This window comes from Flavobacterium sp. GQ95, assembly GCF_059758655.1.
Genome location: NZ_JCAXEB010000006.1, coordinates 217,635 through 237,721, shown reverse-complemented (window position 1 = coordinate 237,721; position 20,087 = coordinate 217,635). Strand labels below are relative to the sequence as shown.

The window sequence follows — 20,087 nt, the reverse complement described above, 5'->3', positions numbered from 1 at the left end:
ACTCGTTTCATATCATTTGAAACGAGTTTTTTTTTGTGCCTTATTTTCAAAATATCAAAACTGTAAAATTTTAATATCAAAATCATCGATTTGACAATTTAAAGATTCCAAAATAACAATCTCATAATTCCTGTTTTTCTCTCCAAAACTACACCGTTTTCGGACTGATTTTATTATATTTGCTCCGCTCATTTTGAGCCGACTATACCTTTTCCATTGCCATCCTTTGGTGATTACGATTATAAAAAAAAAAAAAAAAAAATGACACAGAATTCAAAAATTTTTTACACCTTAACTGATGAGGCGCCTCTATTAGCGACTTATTCTTTGTTACCAATTGTTCAGGCATTTACTGCTACGGCTGGGATTGCTATTGAAACCAGAGACATTTCGTTAGCAGGTAGAATTTTATCTAATTTTCCTGAAGTCTTAACAGATGATCAAAAAACTGGAGATGCTCTTGCTGAACTTGGTCAGTTAGCAACAAAACCTGAAGCTAACATTATCAAATTACCAAATGTTTCTGCATCTGTACCGCAATTAAAGGCGGCCATTGCAGAATTACAGTCTCACGGTTACAAAATTCCTAACTTCCCTGAAGAGCCTCAAAATGATGCTGAAAAGGAAATTAAAGCTAAATATTCTAAAGTTTTAGGTTCTGCCGTAAACCCGGTTTTACGTGAAGGGAACTCTGATCGTAGAGCTCCAAGAGCGGTTAAAAACTTTGCAAAAACAAATCCACACTCTATGGGTGCCTGGTCTGCTGACTCAAAAACTAAGGTAGCTTCTATGCCAAATGGTGATTTCTACGGAAGTGAAAAATCACTTACTCTTTCAGAAGCTAATGATGTAAAAATTGAATTCGTTGCTAAAGACGGTACAACTACTGTTTTAAAAGCAAGCACTCCTTTAAAAGCGGGAGAAATTATCGACAGTTCTGTTTTAAGTGTGAGCAAATTAAAATCTTTTGCTGCAGAAGCAATTGCTGATGCTAAAAAAGAAGGTTTATTACTTTCTGTTCACTTAAAAGCGACAATGATGAAAGTTTCAGATCCAATTATCTTTGGCGCTATCGTTGAAGTTTATTTTGCTGATCTTTTCAAAAAATACGAAGCTTTATTCAATGAATTAAACATTGACACAAGAAATGGTTTAGGTGATATCTACGCAAAAATTGCAGGAAGACCTGAACAAGCTGAAGTTGAAGCTGACATTACTAAAGCGATCGAAAACGGACCAGCTTTGGCAATGGTTAATTCTGATAAAGGAATCACAAACTTACACGTTCCTTCTGATGTAATCGTAGATGCTTCTATGCCAGCTATGATTCGTACTTCTGGACAGATGTACAATAAAGAAGGTAAACAACAAGATACAATCGCAATCATTCCGGACCGTTCTTACGCGGGACTTTATACTGCAACTATAGATTTCTGTAAAAAACACGGTGCTTTTGATCCTAAAACAATGGGAAGTGTTCCTAACGTAGGTTTAATGGCTCAAAAAGCAGAAGAATATGGATCTCATGACAAAACTTTCCAAATGCAGGGAGACGGAGTTGTTCGTGTAGTTGATAATAAAGGAACTGTTTTAATGGAGCAAAACGTTGAGGCTAATGACATTTTCAGAATGTGTCAGGCAAAAGACGCTCCTATTCAGGACTGGGTTAAATTAGCTGTAAACAGAGCTCGTTTATCTGATACTCCTGCTGTTTTCTGGTTAGACGAAAACAGAGCGCATGACAGAGAATTGATTGCAAAAGTTCAAAAATATTTAAAAGATTACAATACCGTAAACTTAGATATCCGTATTTTAAATCCGATTGCTGCAACTGAATTCACTTTAGACAGAATCATCAAAGGTTTAGATACTATTTCTGTAACCGGAAACGTTTTACGTGATTATTTAACTGATTTATTCCCAATTTTAGAATTAGGAACTTCAGCAAAAATGTTATCTATCGTTCCGTTAATGAATGGTGGTGGATTGTTCGAAACTGGTGCCGGAGGTTCTGCTCCTAAACACGTTGAACAATTTACCGAAGAAGGATATTTACGTTGGGATTCATTAGGAGAATTTTTGGCTCTTGGTGCTTCATTAGAACATTTAGGACAAACTTTAGATAATTCTAAAGCAATTGTTTTATCTGAAACTTTAGATGAAGCAAACGATAAATTCTTAGCTAATGATAAATCTCCAGCGCGTAAGATAGGACAAATTGATAACCGTGGATCTCACTTTTACCTTGCATTCTACTGGGCTCAGGCTTTGGCTGCTCAAAATAAGGATGCAGAACTGAAATCTATTTTCACTCCAATCGCTGCTGAATTTGAAGCTAACGAAGCTAAAATCGATGCTGAATTAATTGGTGCACAAGGAAAACCTCAAACACTTGGTGGTTATTACCAACCAACTCCTGCATTAGTAAGTAAAGCAATGCGTCCTAGTGAAACATTCAATGCAATTATTGCCAAAATAAAATAAGCAGAATATTGTTATATATTTAAAAGACAACCTCAAAAGGTTGTCTTTTTTTTTATCTTAACTAATGTTTAACAATCGTTAAGTATTAATATTTAGTAAGAATTCATAACTATGTAAATCAAAATTACGAAGATGATTACAAAAAAAATAAGCATTTTTCTTATTCTAATTTTTACGACTTTTACTTCATTTTCGCAGGAAAAATTTACTTTAAGTGGTACCATAACCGACTTTAAAAACAATGAAACCTTAATTGGTGTCAATATTTATATCCCATCTTTAAAAATAGGAACTACCACCAACGAATATGGCTTTTATTCGCTTACTGCTCCGGCTGGCGAACATCAATTAGAAATTACTTATGTTGGATTTCAAACTGTTCAGAAAACCGTCAACTTAAATCAAAACACCAAAATAAATTTCGGGCTGAATGAAGGCGGAGAAGAACTGCAGGAAGTAATCATTAAAGACAACAGAGGCAAAATCAATATCAAGTCGCCGGAAATGAGCGCCAATAAACTCTCGATCACAACTATCAAAAGAATGCCTGTCGTTTTGGGCGAGGTCGATGTTTTAAAATCGATTTTATTGCTTCCGGGTGTTACTAATGCAGGTGAAGGTGCTTCCGGGTTCAATGTTCGGGGTGGAGGTGCCGATCAGAATTTAATTTTATTAGACGAAGCAACAATATTTAATTCCTCTCACGTTTTTGGTTTCTTCTCTGTTTTTAATCCCGATGCTATTAAAGATCTAAAATTATATAAAGGTGGGATTCCTGCTCGATATGGTGGCAGGGCTTCTTCTGTTCTGGATATTTATCAGAAAGATGGCAGCAGTAAAGATTTCCATGTAAATGGAGGAATCGGTTTAATTTCCAGTCGAATCCTTGCTGAAGGCCCAATTGTAAAAGATAGAGGTTCCTTTTTAATTGGAGGAAGAGCTTCTTACGCCCATTTATTTCTTAAACTATCAGAAGATCAAAAAGATAATTCAGCTTATTTTTATGATTTGAATACTAAACTGAGTTACAAACTAAACGATAACAACAATTTATATTTATCTGGATATTTCGGGCGTGATGTTTTCAGTTTAAACAAAAGCTTCACCAATACCTATGGAAATTCAACTTTAAATCTTCGCTGGAATCATTTATATTCAGATAAGTTATTTTCAAATCTTTCCCTGATTTACAGTGATTATTATTATGGTCTTGATTTAGATTTTGTTGGTTTCAAATGGGACTCAGGAATTAGAAATTACAATATCAAATATGATTTCAAACATTATATTTCAGATAAATTCAAACTGAATTATGGTTTAAACGGAATCTACTACGAATTCAATCCAGGAACTATAAAACCTAGTGATTCTGAATCCGGTATTAATCCGGATCAATTAGATAAAAAATATGCTTTCGAGCCCTCTTTTTATATTGATGCTGAAAATCAGCTCTCGAAAAAACTTACTATTGCTTACGGATTGCGATACAGTTTATTTTATCGTTTAGGAGAATCAACGGTCAACCTATACGAAAATAACAATCCTGTTGTCTTTAACTCTGATTTGCAGATTTACGAAAAAGGAACTCCAATTGACACCAAATATTATGGCAAAAATAAAGTTATCAAAAGCTATAATAATCTTGAACCGCGATTTTCTGCTTCTTACCAATTAAACGACGATCAAGCTATTAAAGCGAGTTATAACCGAATGGCACAATATCTCCAGTTGATTTCAAATACCTCATCTCCTACTCCGCTTGATGTCTGGATGCCGAGTGACACTTATATCAAACCACAAATTGCAGATCAGGTAGCTTTGGGTTATTTCAGAAATATTAAAAATGGCGCTTATTCTATAGAAGTTGAAACCTATTATAAAGAAATTCAAAATCGTCTGGATTATATTGATGGCGCCGATTTGATTGCAAACAATGCCATCGAACAAGTAATTTTAAATGGCCAAATGCGCGCCTATGGTTTAGAAGTAATGTTCAAAAAAAATGAAGGCAAATTCAATGGCTGGATTTCATACACTTTATCAAAATCAGAACAGCAAACACCAGGAAGAACTCCCGAAGAAACAGGAATCAATAATGGTCAATGGTATAGTTCAGCCTATGACAAAACACACAATTTAGCTATTACTTCTGCCTATAATTTGAACGAAAAATGGTCATTTGGTGCTAACTTTGCATTACAGTCCGGGCAACCGGTTACTTATCCAAACGGACAATACGAATATTTAGGAATAACAGTTCCGAGCTACGGCTTGCGAAATGAACACCGCTTACCGGCATATCATCATCTTGACGTTTCGGCAACTTTAACTCCAAGAAAGAACAAAGACAGAAACTGGAAAGGCGAATGGGTATTCAGCATTTACAATTTATACAATCGCAAAAACGCTGCTTCAATTAATTTCCGACAAAACATAGATACCGGTGAAAACGAAGCCGTAAAAACATCGATTTTCGGAATTGTACCCGCCGTGAGTTATAATTTTAAATTTTAAAAATTATTTTCTGTTATCAGAAATTAAAAATATATAACATGAAAAAAGTAACTTTCCTTATTGTATTTTTTATATCGATTTTCTTCACCAGCTGCGAAGAAGTTGTTGATATTGATTTAGATACTGCGCCACCAAGATTGGTAATCGAAGCGGCTATAAACTGGCAAAAAGGCACAACAGGTAAACAACAGACTATAAAGTTAACGACAACGACCGGATATTTCGAAAACGTAATCCCAACCATTTCCGGCGCAACTATTTTTATAAAAAACAGTAATAATGAACGGTTTAATTTTATAGAAGTTCCAAAAACGGGCCGTTATGTATGTACTAATTTCAAACCTGTAATCGAAGAACAATACACACTAACTGTAATTACTGGCGGAAGTACTTATACAGCAAGTGAGACTTTAAAATCTGTAGCGCCAATTACCCGAATTGAACAAAATAACGAAGGTGGTTTTACAGGAAAAGATATTGAAATAAAAGCCTTTTATAGTGATCCCGGAGGTGTAGATAATTTTTATCTGTACCGCCATGTATACTCCAATAAAATCAAATCAAGCTATTATGTAGATGAAGATAAATTTTTTAATGGTAATGAATTTTTCAGTCTATCAGATGATGACGAATTAGAAGCTGGAAATGAAATTGAAATAACACATTACGGAATTTCGAAACAATATTATAATTACATGAGTATTTTGGTGAGTATTGCAGGCAGTAACGTTGGTGGACCGTTTCAATCTCCCCCCGCAACTGTAAAAGGAAATATCATCAATACAACGGATAAAAATAATTATCCTTTAGGCTATTTTTCACTTTGTGAAACCGATTTAAAAAAATACACTATCAAATAAACTTATTAAAAATGGAAGCCCACATTAAAATTTTAACCGAAAAAAAATTAATAGGCAAACATATTATCATGTCATTTATGGAAAATAAAACCTTTCAATTATGGAGCAGTTTTATGCCAGAACGAAAGGAAATAAAAAATGCAGTCGATTCTAATTTATATTCACTTGAAGTTTTTCCACAAGAATATTTCGATAATTTTGATGCCGACAGAACATTCCAGAAATGGGCCGCAGTCGAAGTAAAAGATTTAGATACAATTCCGTCTGAAATGGAGTCTTTAATAATACCAACGGGAATATATGCCGTTTTTATACATAGAGGGCCAGCAACTGAGGGTTACAAAACCTATCATTCAATTTTTACAGAATGGTTACCCAACTCTGAATATACGGTAGACGACAGACCCCATTTTGCTGTAATGGATGAAAGATATAAAAAAGACGAACCTGATTCTGAAGAAGAAATCTGGATTCCGATAAAAAACAGACCCTAAAACAAAAACACCATGCTAACAGAAACTCTAAAATCACTTTTTAATCGGGATCTTAATAAACTAAAAGTCGAAATCGAATCCTATCAAAACGAAAGTCAAATCTGGTCAATTGATAAAAACATTTCAAATTCAGCCGGAAATCTTTGTTTACATCTTATCGGAAACATCAATAATTTTATTGGAACCGAATTAGGAAAAACAGGTTATGTTAGAAATCGTCCTTTAGAATTTTCGCTGAAAGATATTCCCAGATCTGAAATAATTAGCAAAATTGATGAAACTATTTTAATTGTAAATACTACTCTCGATTCTTTATCAGAAAACGATTTAAAAGCTATGTATCCACAAATCGTTTTCGAAAAAGAAATGACAACCGAATTTTTTCTGGTACATCTTGCCACTCATTTAGCGTATCATTTAGGCCAAATCAACTATCACCGTCGTCTTTTGGGTATATAGTATTTTGTCACAGATTAAAAGATTAGCATGATTAATCCCTTTAATTTGTGCAATCTGTGGCAAAAAATCTAAAATCTGACCTCTAAAATCTAAAATAGTAGCTGTACCTTTGCACCACAATAAAAAAACAATTCAGCATGTCATCACACCATATAGTTCGCGACGATCAGGAACCTGCTTTAATTATTGCCAACGGAGCCGCCTGCAATCCTGAATTATTAGGACAATTGCTTGAATGGTCGCCGCTTGTTGTTGTACTAGATTCTGCTATCGAAAGAGTAATTGAGTTAGATATAAAAGTCGATGTGCTTTTGGGAGATTTCGATCGTGGTTTCGATCCTGAAATCTATAAAACGTCACAATATCCAATCGAAATTGTACACACGCCAGATCAAAATAAAACGGATCTTGAAAAAGCGTTTGATTATTTAATCGACCGAAAAATTCCTGCCGTAAACGTAGTTTGGGCCACCGGAAGACGTGCTGATCATACGATTACGAATCTTACTAATATTGTTCGTTATCGAGATTTACTTAAAATCGTAATTCTCGACGATCACTCCAAAATATTTTTATTGCCCAACAAATTTGAGAAATGGTATACTGCAAAAACACCCATTTCTTTGATTCCAATTGGTGTAGTAAATGGCATTTATTCTACCAATTTGGAATATCCACTTCAAAATGATACGCTCACAATGGGCTACAGAACTGGAAGCAGCAATTCAGTCGCACAAGATGGACTGGTAACGATAACACATCAAAATGGTGATTTATTGTTGATGGAATGTATTGATTAAATTATCCTTCTGAGCATTGGGCAATTGGCTTTAATGGAAAGTTGCTTTTGTATTTGTGAGAATTTGGCAAATCCGAATAATGGGATTAATTTAGTCCCAAACCTGCTGTAGTGCCAGAACGTTAGCGGTAATTGCCAACAACCTTATTAATTATATGAAAATTCTAAAGTATATATTTTTTGTATTTTTGACATATCAAATGTCTTTTGGACAAAGCAAAGAAACTATTCCAAAAGGTTTTACCAAACTGGAAGGTTTAGAATATAGTGGACATATAACTTTCTATTTTGAAAAAAAGCCCAAACAATACTTGCCTTTCAAAATGAAAAAGTAAAATGGAAAGCAACTGTTATGAAAACTTGTGGAAAACCATCGGTTGGAAAATCTGAAATACGAGAGATTCGAATCGAAAAAGAGCACCTAAAAATAGTTTACGGAAAACATAGTTTTGCGAAAATTGTAGTGAAAACAGGCGAAATAATTTGTGAAGGAGCAGATTAAGCAACTACCGCTAACAGCCACTACAACGGATTTGGGGAATGGCTTAATAGAAAGTTGGTTTTATATTTGGGATGATTTGCTTCGCCTATTCGCTATCGCTCGAGTGGCAAATCCGAAGAATGGGCTTAATTTAGTCCCAAAATCACTGTAGTACCAGACGTTATGGGTAATAATTAAACACGACTTCAATTTATGAGACGATATTTAATATCTGCATTCAGTATTGCTTGTTTAGCTTACTCATTGTTTTTTATTTTTGCGGTAATATACCATCAACCAATCGGTGCTACCACTTTGACAGACGGATATTTTTACGGGTTTATAGTGCATGTACCTGCGTGGCTGATGGCTTTTCTCATAATTGGACTTTTAAACCAAAGAATTGCGAGTGTAAAATATTTAAACCAAATTACTAAGATTACAATGTTAGGTATTATCACTTTACTCCTAATTCCAATTTTTGATAATAATTCAAGAGAAAAATTTGAATATTTAGTCTTAACTTTTTATATACTTGATTTTTTAATGTGCTCTGTGATTTTTGTGAAGCTTTTAGTTCGAGAGAAATCGAAATTAAAAAATATCGATTAACACAATTACTACCCATAACAGCAGTTTTGCGCAATGGTTGGTTTTATTTTCCTTAGCCGGAAATATAAATACTGTTATAAATTAAAAAAGGTAATCTTTAAATGAATAGTAAAACTCAAAAATGTGACGAATGCAAAAGTCTTTATTATTCAGAATCATCGGAAATGATCTCTTTATGCCCTGAATGCTCATTTTATTTGTATGAAAAGAAAAATTGCGAGCACAAATTTGAAAATGGCAGATGCATAAACTGTTATTGGAATGGAAAATCATCCAAATATGTTGATAATTTAAAAAGCGATAAATAACCTGTACTTAATAGCTACTACAACGGATTTGGGCAATAGGCTTAATGGAATGATAGTTTTGTATTTGGGATAATTTGCTTCGCTTGTTCGCTATCGCTCGGGTGGCAAATCAGGATAAAAAAGCATAATTTAGTCTAGCTCCTTCCGACTCTTCGTGACATTAAGGACACTCCTTTTCACAATTACCATTTCCTCCAAAAGGAATGACTATCTTTGCACCAAATTTACAAAATGAAAGCAACAGACAATTCTGAAAAAACCAATTTACACCCTCGAAATCTTCATCGTTCCCGTTATGATTTCGAGCTACTTATTACGAATTGTCCTGAACTTAAAAAGTATGTTGCGATAAATGTTCACGGAATAGAAACCATTGATTTCAGTAATCCTGATGCAGTAAAGGCACTTAACAAAGCTCTATTGCAAACGTATTACGACATTCAAAACTGGGATATTCCTAAAAATTATCTTTGCCCGCCAATTCCAGGAAGAACCGATTACATTCATTATTTAGCTGATTTATTGGCTGAAAGTAACAACGGAATTATTCCAACAGGTTCATCTGTTTTAGGCTTAGACATCGGAACGGGTGCCAATTGTATCTATCCGATATTAGGAAATGCGATTTACGACTGGAGTTTTGTCGGAACTGATATTGACCTGAAAGCCATTGAAAACTGCGCCAAAATCATTGAAGAAAATCCAAAATTGATTGACGCTATAAGTCTACAACAACAAACTGAATCCCGATTTATTTTCAAAAACATCATTACACCCGAAGATCGTTTTACTTTCACGATGTGTAATCCTCCTTTTCATGCTTCTGCCGAAGATGCCAATCAAAGTACGGTTCGTAAAGTTTCTAATTTGAATCCGAAGGAAAAGAAAAAAACAAACCCTGTTTTAAACTTCGGAGGTCATAATGCAGAATTATGGTGCGACGGTGGCGAAATTGGTTTTGTAACTCAAATGATTTATGAAAGTGCCAAATATGCTATGCAATGTCAATGGTTTACGACTTTGGTCTCTAAAAGAGAAAATCTTTCGAGCATTTACAAAACATTAAACAAAGTAAACGCAGCTTCCATCAAAACAATTGATATGGCTCAGGGCCAAAAAACCAGCCGAATTATAGCCTGGACTTTTTTGAGTGAAGCGCAACAAAAATCCTGGAAAATTTAAAAACCTGATATCCAGCAACAAAACTTGATTTCATTATTTGCTTTTGGTAGATTTGATTCTAAATCATTTAATATCAAAGACATGGCAGATTATATTGGTTACCTCGCGTCAATTTTTATTGTAGGAGGCTTTTTATTGAAAAATCTCAGAACAATCCGGTTTATTAATTTATTTGGCTGTATTTGTTTTGTGATTTACGGCATCTTTTTGAAAGATTATAGAGAGGTCAGTCAATGGCTTTTACCAGTTATCATCCCGAATGCGATTTTAGCAATAGTACAGATCTATCATTTGACTTCAAAAAAAACAACTTAATTATAGCATAACCTTTTTAAGCAAGTGACAACAAAAATCTTGAAAACTTTAAGAATCATAAATCAAATTATAATCTTTTGTTTTGTAACTTCGGGTAAATTATAACATTATGAATACGCTTGAACTTAGAAATATTGTAATTGCAGAAATCGAAAAAATTGATGATGACTCTTTTTTGTCAGCATTAAAAACTATTTTAGAAAGCCGTATTACGCTACCTAAAACTTATTCAGAACAATATAATGAAGAATTGAAAGTTGCCGAAGAAGAAATTCAAAACGGTAATTTTTATACTCATAATGAAGTTAAGGATAAAATTGAGCAATGGAAAAAGAAATAATCTGGTCAGAAACAGCTCAAAACCAACTTAAAGAAATATATAAGTATTTGTCCAAAAAATCTAAGAATGAGGATATTTCAAATAAGGTCATCGATAAAATTTACAATTCAGTCACTATCTTAAGTACAAATTGGGAAATCTATGAATTAGACGAAATGAAAATTTCTAATAAAGGTAATTATCGCGCTTTTGAAATTTATAGTTATCGGGTAACCTATAAAATTACTTTAAAACAAATACAAATTTTAAGAATCAGGCATACGAGCAGAAATCCTAAAAAATTATAATTCTGATACTTTAAAATAAAATTCTGATACTTTCTTTATATATTTCAGAGTACCTTTAGAGGTAAATTGAATTCTTTATGACTACGCCTAAAATATTGGTTAGAATAGTATTATTTCTTTTACTGACAAGCTGTGCTTCTTCTAAAAAAGTAAAATTCGAAGATTACGTCTTTGAAACCAAAACAGAAAAACAAGCTTATATAACTTCATACAACAAAGCATTAAAACTTTGGGACATTCCATACACCGAAGAAAATGTACAAACTAGTTTAGGAACTGCGCATGTAATTATGGCGGGACCTAAAAATGCAAAAGCTTTAGTGTTACTCCACGGAATGGATGCCAGTTCAACAATGTGGTATCCGAATATTAAGGCGTTAGCCAAAAATCATCGCATTTATGCCATCGATTTTTTGATGGAACCCAATAAATCAACTTTAACAGCAAAACCACTTTCACGTGATGAAATGGTGATTTGGTACAACGAAATTTTCAGTCATTATAAATTAAAGAAATTTGATATTGTTGCTGCTTCTCGCGGTGGCTGGATTGCGACTTTACTGGCGACTCAAAAAGAAAATAATATTGATAAAATAGTGCTATTGAGTCCAGCGCAAACTTTTAAATTTATTGATAAAGTTGGAAAAACATCCTCAGCCTTGATGCTGAAACTTTTTCCAAGTGAAAAGAAATTCACCAAAACACTTACGACATTTTCAACACATCCTGAAAAAATTAGTCCAATTTATAAAAGACAATTTTATCTGGCAAACAAATATGCTAAATCAAATTCAAGCATGCTCAAAATGACGCCCTTTTCTGATGACGAATTAAAGTCAATCTCAAATCCGGTTTTGGTTTTAATTGGTGATCACGATGTCATTAACTCTGAAGATAGTTTAGAAAGGGCACAGAAATATCTGCCAAATAATAAAACGAAAATGATACTAGATGCCGGCCATTTCTTAACCATTGATCAGTCAAAAATTGTGAATGAAACAGTAGTTGGTTTTTTAAATTAGTCCATTTCATTATTCAAAACAGAACAATTCTAAGCTCACTTTTTATCTTTTTTATCGGTTTCAAACTTTGTATCTTTACAAAACTTAATCTTTCAGCACTTAAAAATGAATTTCCAGGTATCCTCAGAATATAGTCCGAAAGGCGATCAGCCACAAGCAATCGAAAAGCTAGCACAAGGAGTTCGTGATGGCGAAAAATATCAAACTTTATTAGGAGTTACAGGTTCCGGTAAAACATTTACGGTTGCCAATGTTATTGAGGAAGTTCAAAGACCGACTTTAGTTTTGGCGCATAACAAAACTTTGGCTGCGCAATTGTATTCGGAATTCAAACAGTTTTTCCCGAATAATGCGGTGGAATATTTCGTTTCCTACTATGATTATTATCAACCGGAAGCTTTTATGCCCGTAACAGGCGTCTTCATTGAAAAAGATTTATCTATCAATGAAGAGCTTGAAAAAATGCGTTTAAGCACTACCTCTTCCCTGCTTTCAGGAAGACGTGATATATTAGTGGTTGCTTCAGTTTCGTGTCTGTATGGTATTGGAAATCCAGTTGAATTTAAGAAAAACGTAATTGAAATATTTAGAGATCAGGTCATTTCAAGAACTAAGTTATTACATAGTTTAGTACAAAGTTTATATGCAAGAACAGAGGCCGATTTTAATCCGGGAACATTCAGAATCAAAGGCGATACAGTAGAAGTCTATCCAAGTTATGCTGATGATGCTTTTAGAATTCACTTCTTCGGAGATGAAATCGAAGAGATAGAATCTTTTGATGCAAAGACTTCACATGTTATTGAGAAATTCAAAAGACTAACCATTTATCCTGCCAATATGTTTGTGACTTCTCCTGAAGTACTGCAAGGTGCGATTTGGGAAATCCAACAGGATTTGGTTAAACAAGTTGATTATTTTAAAGAAATAGGAAAACATCTCGAAGCAAAACGTTTGGAAGAACGTACTAATTTTGACTTAGAAATGATTCGCGAATTAGGGTATTGCTCCGGAATTGAAAATTATTCGCGTTACCTTGACGGACGACAAGCCGGCACAAGACCTTTCTGTTTATTAGATTATTTCCCGAATGATTTTTTAATGATTGTTGATGAAAGTCACGTAACGGTTTCGCAAGTTCACGCTATGTACGGAGGCGATCGCAGTCGTAAAGAAAATCTGGTGGAATATGGTTTCCGCTTACCGGCTGCAATGGACAATCGACCTTTGAAATTTGAAGAATTCGAGGCTTTGCAAAATCAGGTTATTTATGTTTCTGCAACTCCGGCAGATTACGAATTGCAAAAATCAGATGGAATATATGTAGAACAGATTATTCGTCCAACAGGCTTATTAGATCCGGTTATTGAAGTAAGACCGAGTTTAAATCAGATTGATGATTTAATAGAGGAAATTCAGGTTCGTTGCGAATTAGATGAAAGAGTTTTGGTCACCACTCTAACCAAAAGAATGGCCGAAGAATTAGCCAAATATTTAACAAAAGTTAATATTCGTTGTCGCTACATTCACTCTGAGGTAGACACTTTAGAGCGTATTGAAATCATGCAGGATTTGCGTAAAGGTATTTTTGATGTTTTAATTGGTGTCAATTTACTGCGTGAAGGTTTGGATTTGCCTGAAGTATCTCTTGTTGCAATTTTAGATGCTGATAAAGAAGGTTTTTTACGTAACCACAAATCTTTGACCCAAACCATTGGTCGTGCTGCAAGAAATTTGAACGGAAAAGCAATTCTATATGCTGATAAGATGACAGGCAGTATGCAAAAAACGATTGATGAAACCAATTACCGCCGAACCAAACAGATTAATTTTAATGTAGAAAATAATATAATTCCACAGGCATTAAACAAAAAAATTGAAAGTGCATTTACTAAAAATCCGTTGGTGGAATATGAGTTAGGACATACTTTGTCTGTTGCCGCAGAACCGGAAACAGCCTATTTATCAAAATCGGAATTGGAGAAAGTGATTCGCGAGAAACGAAAATCAATGGAAAAAGCAGCCAAAGATTTAGACTTTTTACAAGCTGCCAAACTGCGTGATGATATTAAAAAGCTACAGGAACAATTGGCTTAATTGTGTTGTTCCTGAAAAACTTTCAGTAAAACTTTAGGATCAACCATTGCGTTTGGTGCTTTTTTCATCAGATCTAAAACTCGTTTAACTGCACCGGGATTCAAACCCATTTCAATGGCGATTTGTTGTATTCCTGTTGCTTCTTTTTCGTGCAAAATACCATCACAATGCATAATCAAAGCCAGTCTGTAAAATTGTTGGATACGCTGAAATTCTGATTTTATAATTTGTTTTGTATGTTCCTGATGAAACAAATCATTAAAAACATCAAAATCAATATTTAATTCCTGGGCGACAAGCCACAAAAAATCATACTCTCTTTTGTGCAACTTTCCATCAACGGTAGAAAAAGTTATCATTTCTAAAAGTAAACTTCTCTTTTCTGCTTCTGTATTCATCAATTTATTATTTTTAGCTAAAATATTGCTTTCAAATTTAAACACAAAATTACTAATGATTCGAGGATTATTCTTTTTTATTTTTCTGTGGATGATCACTCTCGGAAATGCACAGCAAAGTACGGCTTCAAAAAACGTTTCGACTTTTACGATTGAAGCGCCTCAACTCAAAACCACCAAGAAAATCTGGGTTTATTTACCTGAAGGTTATTCGGCTTCAGCCAAAAAAACATACAACGTCATTTATATGCACGATGCCCAAAATTTATTTGATGCCAAAACCTCTTTTGTTGGCGAATGGAATGTCGATGAAAAACTTGACAGCTTAAAAGCACAAGTAATTGTCGTGGGAATTGAACATGGAAATGACAAACGTATCGATGAATTAACGCCTTATAAAAACGAAAAATATGGCGGTGGAAATGCCGATAACTATCTTGATTTTATAGTAAAAACATTAAAGCCCTATATTGATAAAAATTACAGAACCAAAACCAAGACCAAAAACACAACGATAATGGGAAGCTCCCTTGGTGGTTTGGTTTCGTATTATGCGATTCTGAAATATCCTGAAGTGTTTGGAAAAGCAGGCGTTTTTTCACCATCCTTTTGGTTTTCAAAAGATATTTTTATTTTGACTGAAAAAGCACCTAAAAATAAAACCAAAATTTACTTTTTATGTGGAGACAAAGAAAGTGATGATATGGTCACCGAAATGAAAAAAATTGAAACGCTTTTAGACCATAATCGCTGTTATTGTCTTCATCTCACCAAAGATAAAATTGTAAAAGGAGGAGAACATAACGAAAAACTTTGGCGTGATGGTTTTGTAGATGCAATTCTTTGGCTTGGTTATTAAACTAAAAAATAAAACTTACTTTTAATTATGGAACTAATTTTAAGAGAATACAATTTAAAACTCAAACATACTTTTACCATTTCAAGGGAATCAATTGATTTTCAGCCTTCTTTAATTGTAGAATTAAAAAGTGATGGATTTTCTGGTTTTGGGGAAGCGACTTCAAATCCATATTACAAAACCACGGTTCCGATGATGATGGAAGATCTAGAAAAAATCAGAAATCTAATTGAAGCTTCTGAAAATGAAACTCCGGAAGTTTTTTGGGCAAAAATTTATCCATTTTTAAAACACGATATGTTTGCTTTGTGCGCTTTAGATTTGGCTTATAATGATTTATACGCGCGCAAAAAAGGTAAAAAGCTATACGAGTTATGGAATTATACAACCGAAAGAAATCCGCTTACAGATTATACCATCGGAATTGCTTCTATCGAAAAAATGGTTTCTAAAATGCAGGAGTTGCCGTGGCCGATTTATAAAATTAAACTGGGAACCAAAGAAGATATTGCGATCGTAAAAGAACTTCGTAAACACACAGATGCTATTTTTAGAATTGATGCCAATTGCGGATGGGGCGTTGAAGAAACAATTAACAATGCCGTAGAATTAAAAAAATTAGGTGTTGAATTCCTGGAACAACCTATGAAAGCTGACAATTGGGAAGCACATAAAGAAGTTTTCAAACATTCTGTTTTACCTGTAATTGCTGATGAAAGCTGTATTATTGAAGAAGATGTTGCCAAATGCCACAATCATTTTCACGGTGTGAATGTGAAATTGGTGAAATGTGGTGGTTTAACGCCTGGCAAAAGAATGATAGAAGAAGCAAAAAAACTGGGATTAAAAACAATGGTCGGCTGTATGACAGAATCAACCGTGGGAATTTCGGCAATTGCGCATTTACTACCGCAATTAGATTATGTTGATATGGACGGCGCCTTACTTTTGGCTGAAGATATTGCAACCGGAGTTATCATAAAAAATGGTGTTGTCTCCTATTCTGAACTTAATGGAACCGGAGTTACTTTAATCTAACAAAAATGAATGTCAATCAATTCCCAGATCGAATTATCGAAATCGACCAAGAGCAGTATTTGTATTTTGGCGGAACAGCTTATTTGGGATTACCCACAAATAAAGCTTTTCAGGAATTGGTTGTAAAAAATATTCTGAAATGGGGAACGACATATGGAAGTTCCAGAAATGCAAATGTAAAAGTTACAGCTTATGAGAACGGCGAAACTTTTTTAGCAAATTATATTAAGGCAGAGGCAGTAGTTACTCTTTCTTCTGGAATGCTGGCCGGTAAACTGGTAATAGATGAACTGAAAAAACAGACCGACACTTTTTTTCATTTTGATGATGTTCACACAGCGATTCAAACAAATAATAGTTTACCGGTTTTTATAGATGGTAAAATAAATCTTAAGTTATTAGATGAAAAAGAAGAAAAAATTACAATCCTGACCGATGGAGTTCCTTCTTTTGAAACCAATCCGATTGATTTATCAATTTTGAGTAAAATTTCGAAGCACAAAGAAATTACATTGCTAATTGATGAATCACATTCTCTCGGAATTTTAGGTAAAAATGGTTGTGGAATTTATTCTGATATTAATCTTCCGATAAAGAGAAAAATTATGGTTTCTTCTTTAGGAAAAGCTTTTGGCTTAACGGGCGGTGTAATTGCAGGCGATGCTTCTTTTATCGAAGAAATAAACAAATCAGCAATCTTTGGTTCTGCTGCCGGAATGAATCCCGCTTTTGTGCAGACTTTGGCCGATGCTTCTGAAATATATCCAAAACAACATCAGAAATTAATTGAGAATCTTACTTATATCGATCAAAAACTCATCAAGCACAATTCAATTAAATTTCATAAAAGCTACCCTTTGGTTTATTTAAAAGATAGAAATATCATTGAAATATTAAAAGAAAATAAAATTATAATTGCCAGTTTTAAATACAAACAAAACGCCGATAATCTCAATCGAATTGTAGTAACAGCCAATCATACAAAAGAAGATTTGGACAAATTAACCAACACTATAAACCATTATAATTCAAAATAAATAAACTTTGAATACAATACAATTAGTGAAAATTAGTGAAATTCGTGGCAAAAAACTTTGAGCCAATTCTGCTACTCTAATTGCTTTTAAAACGTACCTTTGTAAAAAATTAAACGATGACGAACAACGATATCCTAAAAAAACTTCGCGTGGCTTTGATGCTCCGTGATGATCAAATAGTTGAGATTTTAGAATTAGTAGATTTTAGAATTACAAAATCAGAATTAGGGGCTTTTTTCAGAGCTGAAGATCATGAAAATTATATGGAATGCGGTGATCAGGTTTTGCGTAACTTTTTGAATGGATTAGTAATTCATTTAAGAGGAACCAAAGAAAATCCTAAAAACCCGAATGATGTTTTAGCGAAACACAAAGCTGAAATTCCTAAAAAAGACAGTACAAAAGAAAGACCTGAATTTAAAGCAAGTGCTAAAGATGCTGAAAAAGGAAGAGGCGATAAAGCACCTTCTAAAACGGGTCCGGCTGCTAAAAAACCTTTCAAGAAAAACAATACTAAAACTGCTCCTAAAGTACAGGTGGTTGAGAAAGTGATTTACAAAAACGGTAAGAATAAGAAATAATTATAGCCCGAAAGTTTAACCGCAAAGGGCGCTAAGGTTTACACAAAGTTCGCAAGGCTATAAATTGATATAGCTTTGCGAACTTTGCGTTTTAAAGAAGATAATAATTTGAAATCTAAGGTTAAAATATAGCCCGCGGTTTCAACCGCGGGGGACGCACAGAATATTGTATGATATGACATTGTGTCCCTGCGGTTGAAACCGCAGGCTATATTCTCAAAAATTCACAAAGCTATATTGATAAAGCTTTGCGAACTTTTGCGTTTACATAAAATCCTACAAATAAAAAACCTTGCGCACTTTGCGGTTAAATTGACTCCAAAAAAAAATCCCTCCAATTTCTCGGAGGGATTTTTTATATAAATTGATTTCTTATTTGATTAAGATAATGCAGCTTTAACTTGGTCAGCAGCTTCTTGGAATTGAGTAGCTGATAAAATTGGCATACCTGAATTGTCAATTAACTCTTTTGCAATTTCAGCATTTGTTCCTTGCAAACGAACGATAATTGGCACATTGATAGCGTCTCCCATGTTTTTGTAAGCATCAACAACTCCTTGAGCAACACGGTCACAACGAACGATTCCTCCGAAGATGTTAATCAAAATAGCTTTTACGTTTGGATCTTTCAAGATAATTCTGAAAGCCGTTTCAACACGTTTAGCATCAGCAGTTCCACCAACGTCTAAGAAGTTAGCAGGCTCAAAACCAGCATATTTAATTAAATCCATAGTTGCCATTGCAAGACCAGCTCCGTTTACCATACATCCTACAGTACCGTCAAGATCTACATAGTTCAAACCTACTTCTTTAGCTTCAACTTCGATTGGATTCTCCTCACGGATATCTCTCATTTCAGCATATTTAGGTTGTCTGTATAAAGCATTATCATCGATATTTACTTTAGCATCAACAGCCATAATTTTGTTATCAGATGTTTTCAAAACCGGGTTGATTTCAAACATAGATGCATCAGAACCAATGTAAGCATTGTATAATGAATCGATGAATTTAACCATTTCTTTGAAAGCATTTCCAGAAAGACCTAAATTAAAGGCAATTCTTCTTGCCTGAAAACCTTGTAATCCAACAGTAGGATCAACTTCTTCAGTAAAGATTAAGTGTGGTGTATGCTCAGCAACTTCTTCGATATCCATTCCACCTTCAGTAGAATACATGATCATGTTACGTCCTGTACCTCTATTCAATAAAACAGAAACATAAAACTCAGAAGTTTCGCTTTCACCAGGATAGTATACATCTTCAGCAACTAAAATTTTGTTTACTTTTTTACCTTCAGCAGAAGTTTGAGGTGTAATCAATTGCATTCCGATAATTTGTCCTGCAATTTCTTCAACTTGTTGAAGATTTTTAGCCAATTTAACTCCGCCACCTTTTCCACGTCCACCTGCGTGAATTTGTGCTTTTATTACGTGCCATCCTGTACCAGTTTCGGCAGTTAATTGTTTTGCAGCAGCCACAGCTTCAACCGCATTATTAGCCACAATTCCGCGTTGAATGCGTACTCCGTAACTAGCTAAAATTTCTTTTCCTTGATATTCGTGTATGTTCATAATATAGAATTTGTCTGGTTCTGAATTTATTTCAGAATAAAAGTGCGACAAAAGTAGCAAAATTCAACTTAATAGTAAAATCTTTTTCAATTAAAAATGAGTCAATTTCAGATTCCTTTATAATTATTTACGAAAGCAAATAAATCGTTAAACAAATGCTTTGTTAATGTTAACAGAAAATCACTATATCGTTTGATATTTAACAAAAATATCAGTGATTACAATACCTGACCGCCGATTTTTCCTAATATAATTAAAAACATATTGCCATTTTATCATTTAGCAATGGTTTAAATAAAATTATTATCATTTAAGAACCGTTTTTCTAATATTACAACAAAAATGT

20 protein-coding genes are annotated in these 20,087 nt (G+C 33.9%); 18 read left to right on the top strand and 2 right to left on the bottom strand.

Features of this window, described 5'->3' with window-relative positions; translation table 11 throughout:
- The first annotated feature begins 261 nt into the window (after window positions 1–261).
- From AC6CH4_RS13665 to uvrB, 14 genes are all read left to right on the top strand, one after another.
- Window positions 262–2,484, top strand: coding sequence for an NADP-dependent isocitrate dehydrogenase (locus AC6CH4_RS13665; RefSeq protein ID WP_498103777.1), 2,223 nt, complete (start codon window positions 262–264; stop codon window positions 2,482–2,484).
- Window positions 2,485–2,616: 132 nt separating this feature from the next.
- Entirely contained in the window at window positions 2,617–4,998 is a 2,382-nt protein-coding gene (locus tag AC6CH4_RS13660) for a TonB-dependent receptor (RefSeq protein WP_498103775.1), read from the top strand.
- Between the two features lie 38 nt (window positions 4,999–5,036).
- Entirely contained in the window at window positions 5,037–5,858 is an 822-nt protein-coding gene (locus AC6CH4_RS13655) for a DUF4249 domain-containing protein (RefSeq protein WP_498103773.1), read from the top strand.
- An 11-nt stretch (window positions 5,859–5,869) separates the two neighbouring features.
- Entirely contained in the window at window positions 5,870–6,352 is a 483-nt protein-coding gene (locus AC6CH4_RS13650) for a GyrI-like domain-containing protein (RefSeq protein WP_498103771.1), read from the top strand.
- A gap of 12 nt (window positions 6,353–6,364) precedes the next feature.
- The gene (locus AC6CH4_RS13645; RefSeq protein WP_498103769.1) at window positions 6,365–6,811 is read left to right on the top strand and encodes a DinB family protein; all 447 of its coding nucleotides are present in this window, start codon (window positions 6,365–6,367) and stop codon (window positions 6,809–6,811) included.
- Window positions 6,812–6,948: 137 nt separating this feature from the next.
- Complete coding sequence (locus AC6CH4_RS13640; RefSeq protein ID WP_498103767.1) at window positions 6,949–7,611, top strand: thiamine diphosphokinase; 663 nt, start codon at window positions 6,949–6,951, stop codon at window positions 7,609–7,611.
- A gap of 351 nt (window positions 7,612–7,962) precedes the next feature.
- Window positions 7,963–8,112, top strand: a complete 150-nt coding sequence (locus AC6CH4_RS13635; protein WP_498103765.1) for a hypothetical protein — start codon at window positions 7,963–7,965, stop codon at window positions 8,110–8,112.
- 192 nt (window positions 8,113–8,304) lie between these two features.
- Window positions 8,305–8,703 carry a hypothetical protein gene (locus AC6CH4_RS13630; protein WP_498103763.1) on the top strand — a complete coding sequence of 133 codons (399 nt, stop codon included), beginning with the start codon at window positions 8,305–8,307 and terminating at the stop codon, window positions 8,701–8,703.
- A gap of 539 nt (window positions 8,704–9,242) precedes the next feature.
- Window positions 9,243–10,193 carry a 23S rRNA (adenine(1618)-N(6))-methyltransferase RlmF gene (gene rlmF, locus AC6CH4_RS13625; RefSeq protein WP_498103761.1) on the top strand — a complete coding sequence of 317 codons (951 nt, stop codon included), beginning with the start codon at window positions 9,243–9,245 and terminating at the stop codon, window positions 10,191–10,193.
- Between the two features lie 24 nt (window positions 10,194–10,217).
- Complete coding sequence (locus AC6CH4_RS13620) at window positions 10,218–10,508, top strand: uroporphyrinogen decarboxylase (RefSeq protein ID WP_498103759.1); 291 nt, start codon at window positions 10,218–10,220, stop codon at window positions 10,506–10,508.
- 109 nt (window positions 10,509–10,617) lie between these two features.
- Window positions 10,618–10,848 (top strand): hypothetical protein, encoded by a 231-nt coding sequence (locus tag AC6CH4_RS13615; RefSeq protein ID WP_498103757.1) that lies wholly within the window; start codon window positions 10,618–10,620, stop codon window positions 10,846–10,848.
- Window positions 10,833–11,135: a type II toxin-antitoxin system RelE/ParE family toxin gene (locus tag AC6CH4_RS13610; protein WP_498103755.1), complete on the top strand. Its 303-nt coding sequence runs from the start codon at window positions 10,833–10,835 to the stop codon at window positions 11,133–11,135. The genes AC6CH4_RS13615 and AC6CH4_RS13610 overlap by 16 nt, the downstream gene beginning before the upstream one ends.
- 77 nt (window positions 11,136–11,212) lie before the next feature.
- The gene (locus AC6CH4_RS13605; RefSeq protein WP_498103753.1) at window positions 11,213–12,157 is read left to right on the top strand and encodes an alpha/beta fold hydrolase; all 945 of its coding nucleotides are present in this window, start codon (window positions 11,213–11,215) and stop codon (window positions 12,155–12,157) included.
- Window positions 12,158–12,262: 105 nt separating this feature from the next.
- Entirely contained in the window at window positions 12,263–14,254 is a 1,992-nt protein-coding gene (gene uvrB / locus AC6CH4_RS13600; protein ID WP_498103751.1) for an excinuclease ABC subunit UvrB, read from the top strand.
- On the opposite strand, the gene AC6CH4_RS13595 is transcribed toward uvrB, so the two are convergent.
- Entirely contained in the window at window positions 14,251–14,652 is a 402-nt protein-coding gene (locus AC6CH4_RS13595; RefSeq protein ID WP_498103749.1) for an excinuclease ABC subunit B, read from the bottom strand. The two genes, uvrB and AC6CH4_RS13595, sit on opposite strands and share 4 nt — an antisense overlap.
- Before the next feature lie 55 nt (window positions 14,653–14,707).
- Between AC6CH4_RS13595 and AC6CH4_RS13590 the strand changes: the two genes are divergently transcribed.
- The 4 genes from AC6CH4_RS13590 to AC6CH4_RS13575 all read left to right on the top strand — a co-directional run bounded on the left by AC6CH4_RS13590 (window position 14,708) and on the right by AC6CH4_RS13575 (window position 18,167).
- The gene (locus tag AC6CH4_RS13590; protein ID WP_498103747.1) at window positions 14,708–15,511 is read left to right on the top strand and encodes an alpha/beta hydrolase; all 804 of its coding nucleotides are present in this window, start codon (window positions 14,708–14,710) and stop codon (window positions 15,509–15,511) included.
- Window positions 15,512–15,538: 27 nt separating this feature from the next.
- Window positions 15,539–16,549 carry a dipeptide epimerase gene (locus AC6CH4_RS13585; RefSeq protein ID WP_498103745.1) on the top strand — a complete coding sequence of 337 codons (1,011 nt, stop codon included), beginning with the start codon at window positions 15,539–15,541 and terminating at the stop codon, window positions 16,547–16,549.
- 5 nt (window positions 16,550–16,554) lie between these two features.
- On the top strand, window positions 16,555–17,586 hold the full coding sequence (locus AC6CH4_RS13580; protein WP_498103743.1) for an aminotransferase class I/II-fold pyridoxal phosphate-dependent enzyme: 1,032 nt from the start codon (window positions 16,555–16,557) through the stop codon (window positions 17,584–17,586).
- 116 nt (window positions 17,587–17,702) lie between these two features.
- Window positions 17,703–18,167 carry a DUF1456 family protein gene (locus AC6CH4_RS13575; RefSeq protein ID WP_140505950.1) on the top strand — a complete coding sequence of 155 codons (465 nt, stop codon included), beginning with the start codon at window positions 17,703–17,705 and terminating at the stop codon, window positions 18,165–18,167.
- A gap of 380 nt (window positions 18,168–18,547) precedes the next feature.
- On the opposite strand, the gene sucC is transcribed toward AC6CH4_RS13575, so the two are convergent.
- Window positions 18,548–19,741 carry an ADP-forming succinate--CoA ligase subunit beta gene (gene sucC, locus AC6CH4_RS13570; protein WP_498103741.1) on the bottom strand — a complete coding sequence of 398 codons (1,194 nt, stop codon included), beginning with the start codon at window positions 19,739–19,741 and terminating at the stop codon, window positions 18,548–18,550.
- Window positions 19,742–20,087 lie beyond the last annotated feature (346 nt).

Bases quoted from the DNA above. Each gene is read 5' to 3' on its own strand.
- AC6CH4_RS13665 (WP_498103777.1), top strand. From the start codon at position 262: ATGACACAGAATTCAAAAATTTTTTACACCTTAACTGATGAGGCGCCT.
- AC6CH4_RS13660 (WP_498103775.1), top strand. From the start codon at position 2,617: ATGATTACAAAAAAAATAAGCATTTTTCTTATTCTAATTTTTACGACT.
- AC6CH4_RS13655 (WP_498103773.1), top strand. From the start codon at position 5,037: ATGAAAAAAGTAACTTTCCTTATTGTATTTTTTATATCGATTTTCTTC.
- AC6CH4_RS13650 (WP_498103771.1), top strand. From the start codon at position 5,870: ATGGAAGCCCACATTAAAATTTTAACCGAAAAAAAATTAATAGGCAAA.
- AC6CH4_RS13645 (WP_498103769.1), top strand. From the start codon at position 6,365: ATGCTAACAGAAACTCTAAAATCACTTTTTAATCGGGATCTTAATAAA.
- AC6CH4_RS13640 (WP_498103767.1), top strand. From the start codon at position 6,949: ATGTCATCACACCATATAGTTCGCGACGATCAGGAACCTGCTTTAATT.
- AC6CH4_RS13635 (WP_498103765.1), top strand. From the start codon at position 7,963: ATGAAAACTTGTGGAAAACCATCGGTTGGAAAATCTGAAATACGAGAG.
- AC6CH4_RS13630 (WP_498103763.1), top strand. From the start codon at position 8,305: ATGAGACGATATTTAATATCTGCATTCAGTATTGCTTGTTTAGCTTAC.
- rlmF (WP_498103761.1), top strand. From the start codon at position 9,243: ATGAAAGCAACAGACAATTCTGAAAAAACCAATTTACACCCTCGAAAT.
- AC6CH4_RS13615 (WP_498103757.1), top strand. From the start codon at position 10,618: ATGAATACGCTTGAACTTAGAAATATTGTAATTGCAGAAATCGAAAAA.
- AC6CH4_RS13610 (WP_498103755.1), top strand. From the start codon at position 10,833: ATGGAAAAAGAAATAATCTGGTCAGAAACAGCTCAAAACCAACTTAAA.
- AC6CH4_RS13605 (WP_498103753.1), top strand. From the start codon at position 11,213: ATGACTACGCCTAAAATATTGGTTAGAATAGTATTATTTCTTTTACTG.
- uvrB (WP_498103751.1), top strand. From the start codon at position 12,263: ATGAATTTCCAGGTATCCTCAGAATATAGTCCGAAAGGCGATCAGCCA.
- AC6CH4_RS13595 (WP_498103749.1), bottom strand. From the start codon at position 14,652: ATGAATACAGAAGCAGAAAAGAGAAGTTTACTTTTAGAAATGATAACT.
- AC6CH4_RS13590 (WP_498103747.1), top strand. From the start codon at position 14,708: ATGATTCGAGGATTATTCTTTTTTATTTTTCTGTGGATGATCACTCTC.
- AC6CH4_RS13585 (WP_498103745.1), top strand. From the start codon at position 15,539: ATGGAACTAATTTTAAGAGAATACAATTTAAAACTCAAACATACTTTT.
- AC6CH4_RS13580 (WP_498103743.1), top strand. From the start codon at position 16,555: ATGAATGTCAATCAATTCCCAGATCGAATTATCGAAATCGACCAAGAG.
- AC6CH4_RS13575 (WP_140505950.1), top strand. From the start codon at position 17,703: ATGACGAACAACGATATCCTAAAAAAACTTCGCGTGGCTTTGATGCTC.
- sucC (WP_498103741.1), bottom strand. From the start codon at position 19,741: ATGAACATACACGAATATCAAGGAAAAGAAATTTTAGCTAGTTACGGA.